This is a genomic window from Rhizobium sp. YS-1r, from assembly GCF_000757525.1.
Taxonomy (GTDB): Bacteria; Pseudomonadota; Alphaproteobacteria; order Rhizobiales; family Rhizobiaceae; genus Neorhizobium; species Neorhizobium petrolearium.
Genome location: NZ_JPYQ01000001.1, coordinates 264,773 through 279,641 on the forward strand (window position 1 = coordinate 264,773; position 14,869 = coordinate 279,641).

The 14,869-nt window shown below is 62.5% G+C and carries 11 protein-coding genes; 7 read left to right on the plus strand and 4 right to left on the minus strand.

Annotation, left to right across the window (positions count from 1 at the left end; all coding sequences use genetic code 11):
* The first annotated feature begins 241 nt into the window (after positions 1 to 241).
* Both JL39_RS01230 and JL39_RS01235 read left to right on the plus strand, forming a co-directional pair.
* On the plus strand, positions 242 to 3,721 hold the full coding sequence (locus JL39_RS01230) for an indolepyruvate ferredoxin oxidoreductase family protein (protein WP_037145397.1): 3,480 nt from the start codon (positions 242 to 244) through the stop codon (positions 3,719 to 3,721).
* A 30-nt stretch (positions 3,722 to 3,751) separates the two neighbouring features.
* Positions 3,752 to 4,729 carry a nucleoside hydrolase gene (locus tag JL39_RS01235; protein WP_037145398.1) on the plus strand — a complete coding sequence of 326 codons (978 nt, stop codon included), beginning with the start codon at positions 3,752 to 3,754 and terminating at the stop codon, positions 4,727 to 4,729.
* On the opposite strand, the gene JL39_RS01240 is transcribed toward JL39_RS01235, so the two are convergent.
* Genes JL39_RS01240 through JL39_RS01255 form a run of 4 tightly spaced genes read right to left on the minus strand, consistent with a single transcriptional unit; the run spans position 4,730 to position 9,754 of the window.
* Complete coding sequence (locus JL39_RS01240) at positions 4,730 to 6,835, minus strand: acetate--CoA ligase family protein (protein WP_037145400.1); 2,106 nt, start codon at positions 6,833 to 6,835, stop codon at positions 4,730 to 4,732.
* Between the two features lie 10 nt (positions 6,836 to 6,845).
* Positions 6,846 to 7,655: an enoyl-CoA hydratase/isomerase family protein gene (locus JL39_RS01245; RefSeq protein WP_037145402.1), complete on the minus strand. Its 810-nt coding sequence runs from the start codon at positions 7,653 to 7,655 to the stop codon at positions 6,846 to 6,848.
* A 22-nt stretch (positions 7,656 to 7,677) separates the two neighbouring features.
* Positions 7,678 to 8,607: a pseudouridine-5'-phosphate glycosidase gene (locus JL39_RS01250; RefSeq protein WP_037145404.1), complete on the minus strand. Its 930-nt coding sequence runs from the start codon at positions 8,605 to 8,607 to the stop codon at positions 7,678 to 7,680.
* Between the two features lie 37 nt (positions 8,608 to 8,644).
* Positions 8,645 to 9,754: a carbohydrate kinase gene (locus tag JL39_RS01255; RefSeq protein WP_037145405.1), complete on the minus strand. Its 1,110-nt coding sequence runs from the start codon at positions 9,752 to 9,754 to the stop codon at positions 8,645 to 8,647.
* 115 nt (positions 9,755 to 9,869) lie between these two features.
* On the opposite strand from JL39_RS01255, the gene JL39_RS01260 reads away from it, so the two are divergent.
* From JL39_RS01260 to JL39_RS01280, 5 genes are all read left to right on the plus strand, one after another.
* Positions 9,870 to 10,844 (plus strand): 2-oxoglutarate and iron-dependent oxygenase domain-containing protein, encoded by a 975-nt coding sequence (locus JL39_RS01260; protein ID WP_052182568.1) that lies wholly within the window; start codon positions 9,870 to 9,872, stop codon positions 10,842 to 10,844.
* A 79-nt stretch (positions 10,845 to 10,923) separates the two neighbouring features.
* Positions 10,924 to 11,961 carry an ABC transporter substrate-binding protein gene (locus JL39_RS01265; protein WP_037145406.1) on the plus strand — a complete coding sequence of 346 codons (1,038 nt, stop codon included), beginning with the start codon at positions 10,924 to 10,926 and terminating at the stop codon, positions 11,959 to 11,961.
* Positions 11,962 to 12,048: 87 nt separating this feature from the next.
* Entirely contained in the window at positions 12,049 to 13,104 is a 1,056-nt protein-coding gene (locus tag JL39_RS01270) for an ABC transporter ATP-binding protein (protein WP_037145407.1), read from the plus strand.
* Positions 13,101 to 13,958, plus strand: a complete 858-nt coding sequence (locus tag JL39_RS01275; protein WP_037145409.1) for an ABC transporter permease — start codon at positions 13,101 to 13,103, stop codon at positions 13,956 to 13,958. Before JL39_RS01270 ends, JL39_RS01275 begins: the two co-directional genes overlap by 4 nt.
* 4 nt (positions 13,959 to 13,962) lie before the next feature.
* On the plus strand, positions 13,963 to 14,745 hold the full coding sequence (locus tag JL39_RS01280) for an ABC transporter permease (RefSeq protein ID WP_037145411.1): 783 nt from the start codon (positions 13,963 to 13,965) through the stop codon (positions 14,743 to 14,745).
* The last annotated feature ends 124 nt before the right edge of the window (positions 14,746 to 14,869 follow it).

A 14,869-nucleotide genomic window follows, 5' to 3' on the forward strand; every position in this document is an offset into this window, starting at 1 on the left:
GGTTTGACAAATAGCGGAATGGGAATAACTTTGCCTGCAAAGCCGAAAAGGCAAGGGGAATTGGATATGGGCGAGATCGTGTTCGGCCGGACGTCGTGCCGTGGTCGTGGCAGAGAGTTCCGGGAGGACCTGATTGTCTGACCGTGTGAATCGTCTTCTCGCCCGGCCTGATGGAGCACTAGATGCCGCCACCCGGCTCTTCCAGGCACCAGCTTGGGTCGGACAAGTGGAGCGGGCCTAGATGTCGATCCATACCGCGCCGGATACGTCCTCTTCGGATCGCAAGATCAGCCTCGACGATCGCTATACGCTGGAAAAGGGCCGTATCCTGGTCTCGGGCACGCAGGCGCTCATCCGCCTGCCGATGATCCAGCGCCAGCGGGACCTGGAGCGAGGGCTGAACACCGCCGGCTATGTCTCGGGCTATCGCGGCTCGCCACTGGCGAGTTTCGACCGCGAGATGGGCAAGGCGAAGAAATATCTCGATGCAGCGCATGTCAAGTTCCAGCCCGGTCTCAACGAGGACATGGCGGCGACCGCCGTCTGGGGCACTCAGCAGACCGGCATGTTCGAGGGCTCGCGCTATGATGGCGTGTTCGCCATGTGGTATGGCAAGGGGCCGGGCGTCGATCGCAGCATGGACGTCATTCGCCACGCCAATGCGGTGGGCACGAAACGGAACGGCGGCGTGCTGCTTTTGGTCGGAGACGACCACGGTGCCGTCTCCTCCACCCTGCCGCACCAGAGCGAGCATAACCTCATCTCCGCGATGGTGCCGATGCTGTCGCCCGCCGGTGTCGGTGAGTATATCGAATACGGCCTCCTCGGTTTTGCCATGAGCCGCTATTCCGGTGCCTGGATCGGCCTCAAGTGCCAGACCGAGATCGTCGAATGTTCCGCGACGGTCGATCTCGATCCGGACAAACCGGAGATCGTCATTCCCGACGAGATCTTCGCGCCGGATGGCCTTTCGTTGCGCTGGCCGGACGGGCCGCATGCGATGGAACAGCGGCTGGAGAGCAAGATGCTCGCCGTGCAGGCTTTCGCGCGTGCCAACCGGATCGACCGCACCGTCTGGGGCGGCGGTGGAAAGGCAAGGCTCGGTATCGTTTCGACCGGCAAATCCTGGCTTGATCTCATGGGTGCGCTGGCACTGCTCGGGACCGATGAGGCGCGCGCCGCCGAACTCGGGATCGTGCTCTACAAGGTCGGCCTGGTCTGGCCGCTGGAGCCGCAGGGCATTGCGGACTTTGCGTCCAGGGTCGATGAATTGTTGGTGGTGGAGGAAAAGCGCTCCATCCTCGAGGACCAGATCAAGGCGCTGCTCTTCAACCTGCCTGACGGCCAGCGGCCGCGGGTGTTTGGCAAAGTGGGGGAGAGCGGCGGCACGCTTCTTCAGGCAATCGGCGAGATCGGCACCTTGTCGGTGGCGAAGGCTATTCTCTCCCGTCTCGGCGTGCTGGACGAAGCCTTGCAGGCCAAGGCGCGGTTTGTGGACGAGATGACGGCTGCGCTTGGTGTCGAGGCGACCGCGCTCAAGCGCGAGGCCTATTTCTGTTCAGGCTGTCCGCACAGCGTCTCGACCCGTCTGCCGGCGGGAAGCCGGGCTTCGACAGGCATCGGCTGCCACATGATGATCATCGGCAACGAGGACCGCAACACCTCGACCTTCACCCAGATGGGCGGTGAGGGCGGCTCCTGGATCGGGCTTTCCCCTTTTACGGACGAGAAGCACATCTTCGTCAACATGGGTGACGGCACCTATTTCCATTCCGGCGTGCTGGCGATCCGCGCTGCTATTGCCGCGAAGGTCAATGCCACTTACAAGATCCTCTACAACGACGCGGTCGCCATGACCGGTGGCCAGAAGCATGACGGCGACGTCACGGTGCCCGGCATTGTCGGGCAGATGCTGGCCGAGGGCGCAAGCCGTGTCGTCGTGGTCGCCGAACGGCCGGAGGTCTGGCAGGGCAACCTGCCCCGCGAGGTATCCGTCCACCACCGCGACGAGCTCGATGCCGTGCAGCGGGAGCTTCGCGAAATCGCCGGCGTGACGGTGCTGATCTACGACCAGGTCTGCGCCGCCGAAAAGCGCCGCCGCCGCAAGCGCGGCGCCTATCCGGTCTCGGACAAGCGCGCTTTCATCAACGAACTGGTCTGCGAAGGCTGCGGCGACTGTTCCGCCGTCTCCAACTGCATCTCGATCGAGCCGCAGGAAACGGAATTCGGCCGCAAGCGGCGTATCAACCAGTCGAGCTGTAATACCGATCTCTCCTGCATCAAGGGTTTCTGTCCGAGCTTCGTGACGGTGGAGGGCGGCAGCATCCGAAAGCCTGCCGCAAAGTCGAAATCCGTCAAGACCGACGACCTGCCACGGCCCGCCTTCGCCACCGACTTTGCAAAACCCTACAGCATGCTGCTCGCCGGTATCGGCGGCACGGGCGTCATCACGGTCAGTGCCGTCCTCGCCCAGGCGGCGTTGCTCGACGGGCTGGCTCTGGTCACGCTCGACCAGACCGGACTTGCCCAGAAGAACGGCTCGGTCATCTCGCACATCCGTCTGGCGAAGGACCCTGCGCAGATCCATGCGGCGCGCATCGGTCCCGGCGAGAGTGATCTCGTGCTCGGCTTCGATATCGTCGTGGCGGCGCAGAAGAATTCGCTCGCCTCCTTCGCGAAGAACAAGACGTGGGCGGTGATCGACGATCATTTTGCCCCAACAGCTTCCTTCGTAAAGGACACGACGATCGACTTCCGGCAGGAGGCGACGCTGAAATCGCTGCGCCGTGCGGCTGGCGACGAGGCGGTCGAGACGGTACCGGCCACCGATCTCGCCACGGCCTTGATGGGCGACGCGATCGCGTCCAACATGTTCCTGCTCGGTTACGCCTGGCAGCGCGGCCTCGTGCCGATCAGCCTGGCGGCGATCGACAACGCGATCGAACTCAACGGGACGGGTGTCGCGATGAACCGCGCCGCGTTCGGCTGGGGCCGCCGTGCCGCTGTCGATGCCGAAGCTGTTGCTCGCGAGGCTGGGTTCGTGAAGGCTGAGCCGAAGACCGAGACGCTGGAGGAGATCGTCGCAAAGCGTGTCGCCTTCCTGACCGCCTACCAGAATGCCGCCTATGCCGAACGTTATGCGGGCCTTGTCGAAATCGCCAAAAATGCTGAAGCGCGGGCGCGCGGCATGACCGGTTTTGCTGAAGCCGTCGCGAAGAACACCTTCAAGCTGATGGCCTACAAGGACGAATACGAGGTCGCCCGGCTGCATCGAGATCGTGGTTTCGAAAGGAAGCTCGCCGAACAGTTCGAGGGTGAATTCAGGATCAAGCATCACCTTGCACCGCCACTGCTCTCCCGCAGAATCGATTCGCGCACCGGCCACCCGGCCAAGATCGCCTTCGGCGGGTGGATCAGGCCTGTTTTTGCAGTGCTGGAAAGGCTGAAATTCCTGCGCGGCACCGCATTCGATCCCTTCGGCCGCACCACCGAGCGGCGTATGGAGCGGCAACTGGTCGAGGACTATTTCGCGCTCGTGACGAGGCTCGCCTCCGGGCTCGACGCCGGCAATCATGCACTTGCCGTCGAGCTTGCCGGCCTGCCGGACATGGTCCGCGGCTTCGGCCCCATCAAGTTTGCTTCCGTCGAGCGGTTCGAAAAGCGCAAGGCCGATCTTCTGGCGAAATGGCGCGCGAAGGAGCCGCTTCCCGATGTCGCCTGACCGTTCCCCAAGTTTCCGAGAGTGACCAGCATGGTAGAAAAGATCATCATCGACACGGATCCCGGCCAGGACGATGCGCTGGCCATTCTGCTGGCGCTGGCGAGCCCGGAACTTGAAGTTCTCGGCATCGTCGCCGCCGCGGGCAATGTGCCGCTGCCGCTCACCAATGTGAACATTCGCAAGGTCTGCGAGCTAGCCGGCCGCACGGATGTAAAGGTGTTCGCGGGCTGCAGCCAGCCGATGTCGGGCACGCTGGTCACCGCAGAATATGTGCATGGTGCGACTGGCATGGACGGCGCGGACCTGCCCGATCCGGTGATGCCGCTGCAGGAGCAGCATGGCGTCGATTTCATCATCGAGACGCTGATGCGCGAGCCGGCCGGCACGGTGACAGTCTGCACACTCGGACCGCTCACCAATCTCGGCAAGGCGATGACCAAGGCGCCGGAAATCGTCGGCCGCATCAAGCAGGTCGTGCTGATGGGCGGTGGCTGCTTCGAGGGCGGCAACATCACGCCGGCCGCCGAGTTCAACATTTATGTCGATCCGCAGGCGGCGGCCGTGGTATTCGGCTCGGGCGTACCGATCATCATGATGCCGCTCGACGTTACCCACAAGACATTGACGACGCGCGCCCGCGTCGAGGCGATCCGGGCGATCGGCGGGCATCTCGCCGAGGTGCTGGTTGGCTGGCTCGATTATTTCGAACGCTTCGACGTGGCGAAATACGGCAGCGAGGGCGGGCCGCTGCACGACCCGAACGTCATCGCCTATCTGTTGAAGCCAGAACTCTATTCCGGCCGGCTCTGCAACGTGGAGATCGAGACGGAATCGGAACTGACCAAGGGCATGACGGTTGCCGACTGGTGGGGCGTTTCCGGCCGGCCGAAGAATGCGATATTCATGCGCGACGTCGATGCAGACGGGTTTTATGCCCTGCTGACGGAGCGGCTTTCCCGGCTCGCCCATGCCGAGACCGAACGGCAGCCGAAGCTTCGGCTGCACTGATCAATCCCGCTTCCTCGGAATGATCAGTGCATCGAGGACGCGCACGCCCTTGCCTTCGGGCAGTACCGCGACCGGGTTGAGGTCGATCGCTTCGATATCGTCGCCGTACCGGTCTGCGAACTCGGAGAGTTTCACCAGCAGTTCGGCGAGTGCCCTGCGGTCTGCCTTCGGCGCGCCGCGATAGCCTTCCAGCAATGAGGCGAGCCTGGTTTCACTGATCATCGCCTCTGCGCGGGCAAGATCGATCGGCAGCAGGTCGAAAGCGCCGTCCTTCATCAGTTCCACCAGCACTCCGCCGATGCCGACGACGAGGCCCAAGCCGAAGGGCTCGTGGCGTACGATCCCGACCAGGGCCTCGACGCCGCCCATCACCATCTCCTGCACCGAGACGCCGCGCAGATCCGCATCGGGCGCATAGGCGCGGGCGCTCGCCATGATCGTGTCGAAGGCAGCGTGCGCTTCCGCCTCCGAGGCAATGCCGAGCTTCACGCCGCCTGCCTCGGTCTTGTGGAGGATATCCGGCGACTCGATCTTCATCGCGACTGGAAAACCGAGCGTCTTCGCCGCTTTCGCCGCGGTATCGGCACTGGTAACAAGCCGTTCTTTCGGGACAGGCAGGCCCTCGGAGGCGAGCAGCGTCTTGGCTTCGCGCTCGGTCAAGGCGCCGGCGGAGAGGGTCTTTCTTTCCATTGCCGTTTTGCCGGGCCACGAAACGGTGTTGCTTTGCGCAACCAGGCCCGCAATCGCCGCCAAAGTGCTTTTCGTCCCGCGCAGGACCGGCACGTTTGGCAGTTTCTGCTCGACGGCCCGATGGTGGCCGGAGGAGAGGTTGCTCATGAAGATGACCGGCGCTTTGCCGGTTGCGGCATAGGCGGAGACCGCCTCGGCGATACCGAGATATTCGGCGGCGCAGAAATCGTCCAAGCCGGCCGGTGCGTCCTGCGCGGCGACGATCATCCCGATCGACGGGTCGTCGGCCAGCGTATGCAGCACATCGCGGTAGATATCGCCGTTGGCGAAGACAACACCCGTCGTATCGAGCGGGTTCTGAGGGGTCGCGAAGGGCGGCAGCAGGGTTTTGATCTTCGCGGTGGTTTCCGTCTGCAGGTCGGGCAGCGTGAGACCCGTCTCGTCTGCAATATCGGAGACATGCGCCACACCGCCGCCGGAGACGCCGACGATGGCGACGCCTGGTTTTGTAGGACGCCGCCCGAGGCTTAGGCAGAGTGTGGCCGTCTCCATGAAGCCGTCCATGTCCGGCACTTCGATGATGCCGACGCGCTTGAAGAACGAACGATAGGCCTCGTTGCTGCCGGCGAGCGATCCCGTATGGGCAGCGGTCGCCTGTGCTCCGCGTGCCGACCGGCCGGCGCGCAGCGCGATCACCGGCTTCCCCGCCGCGTGCATCCTTTCCATCGCTCGGGCAAGCTTTTCCGGCTCGCGGATCGCCTCGATGACGATGCCGATGGCACTGGTTGCCTCATCGGTGGCCAGGAAGTCGAGGTAGTCAGGAATATCGGTCGCGGCGCTGTTGCCGGATGAGACGATGTGGCTGAGGCCGAACCTCCCTGTATTCCCGAGCGCAATCGCGCTGGCGCCGGAATGGGAGAGGATCGCGAGGCGGCCTTTTTCTAGATTGGTCGAGAGGCTGGAGGAATAGAGCGCCGCACCCGTGCCGAGGTTGAAGAGGCCGAGGCAGTTCGGCCCGCAGATCGCCATGCCGTAACGTTCGGCGATGTCGATCAGTTGTCGCTGCCGCTCGCGGCCGGCCTCGTCCAGTTCGGCGAAGCCGGAGGCCAGCACGACAGCAGCCTTGACGCCCGTCCGTCCGGCCTCCTCCAACGTGCCGATGACCTTGTCGGCATTGATGCCGATCACGGCGACATCAGGTGCATCATCGAGTGCGGAAAGGGAGGAGATGGCCTTGTAACCGAAGACCGTTTCAGCCTTGGGATGGATCGGGATGATCTGTCCCTGATAGCCGAAGCGCATCAGGTTCCTCATTAGGAAGCTGGAAGAAGCGTCGGCGCGCTCGGTGGCGCCGACGACCGCGACGGATCGCGGCGCCATCAAGGCCCGCATCGCTTCCGGCGTATTGGCCGCCATCGGCGCGGCCTCAGTCGAGGCCCTTGAAGGGATTGTCGCGGAAGGCGAGGTATTCCTTCAGCGACATCTTGGCGAGATTCGCCATCCATTCGCGGCCCTGCTTGGTCACATGCAGCGCGGCGATCGCTTCGATATTGTACTGGAAGGACGGCATGAGACCCGCGACCATCTGCTGGTTGTTGATGGAGGCCTTGGTGTATTTCAGCGCCGGCACCGGCATGCGGGCGAGCTTGCGGGCCAGGTTCTCGGTCTTTTCCTTCAGCTGATCGGCCGGCACGACCTTGTTGATGAGGTGCATGCGCAACGCCTCTTCGGCATCCACCATGTCGCCGGTGAACATCAGCCAGCGCACGTCACGGGTGGCAAGCAGCCAGGGCATCATCAGTGCTGGCGGGCCGGAATTATGGCGTACTTCCGGCTCGCCGAATTTTGCCGTGTCGGCGGCGATGGCGAGGTCGCAGGACATCATCAGTTCGAGCGCGCCGGCCAGCGCGTAGCCATTGACCGAGGCGATGACCGGGATCGGGGCGCGCCAGATGTTGAGCAGTGCCTCGGCGTTTTCGGTCATGTCCTCGCGCCAGAAGTCGATGTCCACATCGAAATCGCCGCCCTGCAGGTCATAGCCGGATGAGAAGGCGCGGCCGGCGCCGGTAATGACCAGAGCGTTGACGTCCGGGTCATCGACGGCACTCTTCAGTGCCGCGTCGATCTCGCGGATCACTGTCTTGTTCATCGCGTTCATCTTGTCAGGGCGATTGATGGTGATCGTCGCGAACTTGTCGGTCAAATCCTTCTCATACAGGATCGTCTGGTAGCTCATGGAAGTTCCCCTTATTTTTGAACTATTTGCCGGATTTCTTTAAAGCCGCGTAGGCAACGGCCATCTTCGCAGCGAGGCGTGCATTGTTCTTCACCAGCTCGATATTGGCCTTGAGGCTCTCGCCCTTGGAAAGCTCATTGATGCGGGCGAGCAGAAAGGGCGTCAGCTCCTTGCGACCGACGCCCTTTTCGTCTGCCTCGCGCACCGCGTCGGCAATCGTGCCGTCGATGAATTCCGGCGTCAGCGCGGCGGCTTCCGGGATCGGATTGGCGATCATCAGGCCGGTGCCGGTGCCGAGCTTGTGGTGCAGCCACATCGCTTCGGCGATCTCCTCCGGCGTATCGAGCCGATGATCGGCCTTGTAGCCGCTCTTGCGGGTGAAGAAGGCGGGGAAATCCTCGGTGCCGTAGGCGATCACTGGCACACGCTGGGTTTCCAGATATTCAAGCGTCTTGGCGATGTCGAGGATGGACTTTACGCCGGCGCAGACGACGGCGGTCCTGGTGCGGCCGAGTTCGGTCAGGTCGGCGGAAATATCGAAGGTCTGCTCGGCGCCGCGATGCACGCCGCCGACGCCGCCGGTCGCGAAGATGTCGATGCCGGCGAGATCGGCGAGCAGCATGGTGGCTGATACGGTGGTGCCGGCCGACTGCTTCTTGACCATGGCGACGGCAAGATCACGGCCGGAAGCCTTTACTACGCCCTTGGCCTGGGCAAGTGCATCGAGCTCGTGGCGTTCGAGACCGACCCGCAGTTCGCCATTTATCACCGCGATCGTCGCAGGCACCGCGCCGTTCTCGCGGATCACCGCCTCGACGCCAAGCGCCGTTTCGAGATTGGCGGGGTAGGGCATGCCATGGGTGATGATGGTCGATTCCAGCGCGACGACAGGACCGCCGGCGGCGATCGTCTCGGCAACTTCACGGCTCAGCTTCGGTTTCAGAAGGGTCATTGCGGGTATTCCTCGGATGGTGTTTTCGACCGGCCGCCTATCCGGCGAGACGGTGCATATTGGCTTCCAGGAAGCGTTCGGACAATTCTGTGTGGACGCTGGCCGGGGTTTCGGTGGTCAGCGTGCCGAGCAGCGCGCCGGTGCGTGCCGCCGTATAGATGTCTTCGCCATGCAGGATGCGGTGCAGCGTGCCGGCGATCATCGCGTCGCCTGCACCGGTAATGTCAACGGGCCTTGCCCGGACCGCCGGGAATGTGCGGGCGCCTTCCATGCCGGCCACCGCGATGCCGCGCGCTCCCATGGTGACGACCGCCTCACGGGCACCTGCAGCCTGAAGGGCAAGGGCTGCTTCTCTGGCGTCCTCGATCGTCTCATGTGCCTTGCGATGCAGGACAGCGTTCGCCTCGTCGATGTTCATGAACAGGAGATCGATGCCGGAAAGGTCCTTCGGCAGGCGGGCAGCTTTCGGCGTCGAAACCGCGTCGATCGCCAGCCTGAAGCGGGCGCCCTGGCGCTTGGCGATCAATGCGGCAATCGTCTCTGCTGGCAGGTTGCAGTCGCAGAAGACCCAGCTTGCGGCAGCGAGATGCGGCCAGATGCGTTCGAAATGCGCCGGCAGCAGCAGGTCGAAAATACCCATGTCGGCAATGCCGAGCACCAGGTCGCCCTTCAAATCAAGGATCGCGGCATATTCCGCCGTCGGGCGTTCGGCCGTCACAACGACCTGGCTCACGTCGATGCCGCGGTCGCGCATGTGTTTCAAAAGCGCCCTTCCGCCCTCGTCGTCGCCGACGATCGAGACGAAGCTCGTCGTGGTGCCAAGAAGGGCGAGGTTTTCCGCCACGTTGCGGGCGACACCGCCCATGGAGCGGATGCCATCGACCGGATTGGAGGTCTCGAAAACGAGATCCGCCTTGGCGCGGTATTTGCGGTCCAGCACGGCGCCGCCGATGCAGACGGCCCGGGTTTCCGCCGGCATCACATAACCGCGGCCGAGAATATAGCCCTTCTGCATGAGCTGGACGATATGCGCGGCGACGGTCGAGCGCGCCAGCCCGAGCTGGGTGGCGATCTCCTGCTGCCCGGCAAACGGGTTGTCCTTGATGATCGACAGAACGGCCGCTTCCTGCGGAGCGAGGTCATCCATCTCGTACATCATCCTTGCGGCGAATGCCGTCTTGAACCTTCGTTATTTTTGATATGGACAACAACAGATGTTTTTGTCAACATCTGTTTGTCAGATGCGCAGATGGAGGCAGGCCATGTCCGTTTCAGGTGCCAATCCCGTATCGTCCGGCGATGCCGCCCCCGGCATTCCGGTCATCGATGTCGGCCCCTTCATCCGAAACGAGGTGGGCGCTGCGGGCGTGGTGAAAGCCATCGAAGCCGCCTGCCGTGATACCGGTTTCTTCCTTGTCGCCGGCCATGGTGTTTCGCCGGAAGCGACCTCGCGACTCTACAGTCTCGCGAGGGCCTTCTTCGACGAACCGCAGGAGTGGAAGAAGACGATAGGCCGCGGCAATGGCGTGATCGGCGGCGTCTCCTTTTCCCCGATCGCCGAGGAAGCGCTGGCGGCAACGCTGGGCTTGAAGACGCCGGGCGATTACAAGGAAAGCCTGAATTTCGGTGAGAACCTGCCGGGCGATATATGGCCGAACAAGCCCGACGGGCTGGAGCAGGCTTTCCGTGACTATTTCAAGGAAATGGAAGTGCTATCGAAGCACCTGCGCCGCATCTTCTGCCAGGCAATCGGGCTCGATCAGGATTATTTCGAGCCGTCCTTCGAAAACCATCTCTCGGCGTTGCGCGTCATCAACTATCCGGAACAGAGCGAAGCGCCGTTGCCGGGCCAGCTGCGCGCCGGCGTGCATACCGATTACGGGTTCATGACCATCCTGCGTTCCGAAGCCTCTCCGGGCGGCCTGCAGGTGCGGAACCGCAATGGCGAGTGGCTGGACGCCCCGTCGATCGAAGGCGCCTATGTCATCAACATCGCCGACGCCTTCATGCGCTGGACAAATGATGAATGGGTCTCGACGCCGCACCGGGTCGCCAATCCGCCCAGCGGTTTCATGGGCACGGCGCGCCGGCAGTCTATCCCGTTCTTCCTCAATCCGTCGAAAGATACGGTGATCGAATGCCTGAAGCCCTTCATCAAGGGCGGAGCGAAATACGAGCCGATCACCTATGGCGAATATATCGACCTCAAGACGAAACAGGCTTTTTCGAAAGGCTGAGCGCTGACCAAAAGCGTGCACAGAAGCGGAATACCGCCGGCACATACCGATCAATGATCGCAACAAGGGGAACTGCAAGATGATGGATATGACAAGACGGCAAACCCTTGCCGGAATGGGTGCACTCGCGGCGGCAGGCCTCATGGGCCTGCCCGCGCGGGCTCAAGCGAAGACGCTGGTCGTGCCGACGCTCGGCGGCGTCTGGGAGCAATACTGGCGCTCGACCGTGGCGCCGGCCTTCACCAAGCAGAGCGGCGCAGCCGTGACGCTCGATGTCGGCAATGGCCGTGTCTGGGGCGCGAACCTGCGTGCCGCAGGCGTCGCCAAGCCGCCCTATTCGATCGTGATGACCAACGAGGTTTTCGCATCGGGCCTGCGCAAGGAGGGCTTTTTCGAAAAACTCGACCTCTCCAAGCTGCCGAACTATGCCGACCTCTATCCGCTTGCCAAGAAGACTGATGGCTGGGGTGCGATCGGCGCCGTATCGCCAATCGGCATCGGCTACCGTACCGACCTTGTGAAAACGCCGCCGAAAAGCTGGAAGGACCTCTGGAACAATCCGGAATTCAAGGGTCGGATCGGCCTCTACAATTTCGCCAACAGTGCCGGCAAGATGGAACTCCTGCTGTTCTCCAAGATCTTCGGCAAAGACCAGTACGACGTCGACGCAGGCTTCGCCGCGCTCGAAAAGCTGGGCTCCGTCATCCAGGTCGATTTCAACCTCTCCACCGGCCTTGCCTCCGGCGAGATCGTGGTCGCTCCTTTCGACTTCGGCGAAATCGCCCGCCTGAAGAAGCAGGGGCTGCCGGTCGACTGCATCATTCCGGAAGAAGGCATGATCATGTTCGACCAGACGATCAACATCCTCGCCAACGCGCCCGAAAAGGAGCTGGCCTATCAGTATGCCAACTTCCTGTTGTCGCCGGAAGTGCAGGGCATGATGGCCAAGGAATTCTTCATCTCGCCGACCAATTCCAAGGTGGTGATCCCGGCCGAACTCAAGGCCGATGTGCCGATCTCCGGTGCGGACATGGACAAGATCCTCACCTGGGACTGGAACTTCGTCAACGAAAAGCAGGGCGAGCTTTCCGAGCGCTGGGCCAAGACGCTTAAGTGATTTTCCCCCGCTGCGATCATGGCTTGCCTCCGTGGCGGGCCATGATCGGCTTTTTCGGGTTTCTTGGCGAATTGAAAGTGAAGTTTCATGACAGAGGTTAGCATCGAAAAGCTGACCAAGGACTATGGGCAGGGGCCTGCGGTCAACGGCATTTCCATCAGGATTACGGAAGGCGAATTCATCTCGCTGCTCGGCCCCTCCGGCTGCGGCAAGACGACGACGCTGAAGATGATCGCCGGATTCGAGGATGCCACGCAGGGCGCGATCCGGTTTGACGGCCGCGACGTGGTGCATGTGCCGGTCGAAAAGCGCGACATCGGCATGGTCTTCCAGAACTACGCGCTTTTCCCGCATATGACAGTGGAGAAGAACCTCGCCTTCGGGCTGGAGATGCGGAAGATTTCCAGGGCGGAAATCCGCGAGCGCATCGCCAAGGTGCTCGACATGGTGCAGCTTGCGGGCTACGCGGAACGCTATCCGCGCCAGCTTTCCGGCGGCCAGCAGCAACGCGTGGCACTTGCGCGTGCGCTGGTCATCGAACCGAAGATCCTTCTGCTCGACGAACCGCTCGCCAATCTGGATGCCAAGCTGCGCGAAGAGATGCGTGTCTTCATCCGCGACCTGCAACGCCGTGTCGGCATCACCACCGTCTACGTCACCCATGACCAGGCTGAGGCGATGACCATGTCGGACCGCGTCGTCGTGATGTTCGGAGGGCGCATCGCGCAGATCGGCACGCCGTCGGACATCTATGAGCGGCCCGCCAATCTGGAAGTGGCTGAGTTCGTCGGCCAGGTGAACATCATCCGCGGCAAGGTGGGCAGCGGAACCATTTCGACCCCCTTCGGCAACGTGCCTGCTGCAGGCGCCTATGCCGACGGCACGGAGATCATGCTGGCGCTCAGGCCGGAAGCGGTCGAGCTTCTGCCCGTCAGTTCCGGCGCAGCCGGCGTGCCGGCAAAGGTCCGGTCGAGCTATTATTCCGGCAGCCTTGTCGACTACCGGCTGGACCTTGCGGATGGCGCGACCGTCAACGTCCAGACCCTTCCGCGCACCCGGTTTGCCGATGGCGACGAGGTGCTCATCCATGCACCGGTCGACCGGTTCTGGCCGCTTGGGCCAATACGCGGGACTGAAGCATGAACGTCGCTGCGAAGAAACGCTTCGGGCCGCTGCTTTTGATTGCGCCTGCCGCGATCCTGCTGACGGTTTTCCTCGTCCTGCCCTATCTCAATATCGTGCTGATGAGCTTCCGCATGCCGGGGCAGGGGACGCCTTACGGGCCGGGCTTCACACTCGTCAACTACGGCAAGTTCTTCTCGGACATCTTTTATATCCAGCAGGTGGCCAACACGCTCTGGATCGGCTTCGTGACGACGCTGGCATGCCTGATCCTCGGCTATCCGGTGGCCTGGCAGCTTGCCCGCGGCAATTCGGCGTTTCGGGCCATGGGTTATGGCCTCGTGCTTTCGCCGCTGCTTGTCGGCATCGTCATCCGCAGCTACGGCTGGACGATCCTGCTCGGAAACAACGGCCTCATCAACCGCACGCTGATGGGCTGGGGCATCATCGACGGGCCGCTGCCGCTGATGTACAACGCGCTTGGCATCGTCATCGCGCTGGTGCATGTCTTCCTGCCTTTCATGATCCTGCCGATCATGAGTGCCATCCAGGGCATCGATCCGTCGCTCGAAGCCGCTGCCCGTTCGCTGGGAGCCTCGAAGGCTACGGCCTTCCGGCGCATCACCCTGCCGCTGTCGCTGCCGGGCATCCAGGCAGGCTCGATCCTCGTCTTTGTGCTGTCGCTCAGCGCCTATGTGACGCCGTCGCTGATCGGCGGCTTGCGGGTCAAGACCATGGCCGTGACGGTGGTCGACGCTTTGATCGACACCTTCCAGTGGCCGTTCGGCTCTGCGCTGGCGCTGATGTTGTCGGTGACCGGCGCGATCGTCGTGGTGATCTTCGGGCGACTGACAGTCATGAAATGGAAGGCCTGAACCGATGTCGAAACCCTTCTTCACCGTCTATTGCCTGATCATCTACGCCTTCCTGCTGGCGCCGATCGCGGTCGTCGTCATCGCCTCTTTCAATGCCGGCGCTTTCCTCACCTTCCCGCCGCAGGGCCTCTCCTTCCGCTGGTACGTGGTCTTCTTCAACAACGAGGTGTTCATGCGGGCGATCCGCACATCGCTGTGGATCGCGGCCGTCACGATGGTGATCTCAGGCGTCATCGGCACGATGGCGGCGATATTCTACGTCCAGTATTCCGGCCGGCTGAAGGAGGCGGTGCGCATCGCCATGCTGGCGCCGCTGCTCCTGCCGGAAGTGCTGACCGCGATCGCGCTGCTCTTCTTCGTCTATTCGATCGGCATCGGCACGCAGACCGTGTTCGGCATGATCATCGGCCATGTCATGATCACGCTGCCCTTCGTCTTCATCAACGTCTCGGCCTCGATGGAAAGTTACGATCCTTCCTGGAGCATGGCGGCGCAGAGCCTCGGCGCAGGACGGTTCACGCGGTTCCGGCGCATCATGCTGCCGCTCATCAAGCCGGGCGTCATCGGGGGTTGCCTGTTCGCCTTCATCATCTCCTTCGATATCTTCACCATTTCCTTCATGCTGAAGAATGTGGGAACGTCGACGCTGCCGATCCAGCTCTTCGATTATCTCAGGACCAACTTCACACCGGAGGCGGCCGCCGTCTCAACCTGCTCGATCGTGCTGACGCTGATTGTCGTGGTGATTTCGGAAAAGGTGTTGGGGCTGAGACTTCACCGCTTCTAAGGTAGCCGATACTCGAGGATGCGCTCTCTCATTTCCTCTGTCGCAAAGTGGCCGCACAGTTTTGTGCGACATGCTTCACGACAATTTTGATTCCGGTCGCTCTGGGGCTTTCGCCGCCGTAAAA

Coding starts and splice junctions, on each gene's coding strand:
- JL39_RS01230 (WP_037145397.1), top strand. CDS start 242: ATGTCGATCCATACCGCGCCGGATACGTCCTCTTCGGATCGCAAGATC.
- JL39_RS01235 (WP_037145398.1), top strand. CDS start 3,752: ATGGTAGAAAAGATCATCATCGACACGGATCCCGGCCAGGACGATGCG.
- JL39_RS01240 (WP_037145400.1), bottom strand. CDS start 6,835: ATGGCGGCCAATACGCCGGAAGCGATGCGGGCCTTGATGGCGCCGCGA.
- JL39_RS01245 (WP_037145402.1), bottom strand. CDS start 7,655: ATGAGCTACCAGACGATCCTGTATGAGAAGGATTTGACCGACAAGTTC.
- JL39_RS01250 (WP_037145404.1), bottom strand. CDS start 8,607: ATGACCCTTCTGAAACCGAAGCTGAGCCGTGAAGTTGCCGAGACGATC.
- JL39_RS01255 (WP_037145405.1), bottom strand. CDS start 9,754: ATGGATGACCTCGCTCCGCAGGAAGCGGCCGTTCTGTCGATCATCAAG.
- JL39_RS01260 (WP_052182568.1), top strand. CDS start 9,870: ATGTCCGTTTCAGGTGCCAATCCCGTATCGTCCGGCGATGCCGCCCCC.
- JL39_RS01265 (WP_037145406.1), top strand. CDS start 10,924: ATGATGGATATGACAAGACGGCAAACCCTTGCCGGAATGGGTGCACTC.
- JL39_RS01270 (WP_037145407.1), top strand. CDS start 12,049: ATGACAGAGGTTAGCATCGAAAAGCTGACCAAGGACTATGGGCAGGGG.
- JL39_RS01275 (WP_037145409.1), top strand. CDS start 13,101: ATGAACGTCGCTGCGAAGAAACGCTTCGGGCCGCTGCTTTTGATTGCG.
- JL39_RS01280 (WP_037145411.1), top strand. CDS start 13,963: ATGTCGAAACCCTTCTTCACCGTCTATTGCCTGATCATCTACGCCTTC.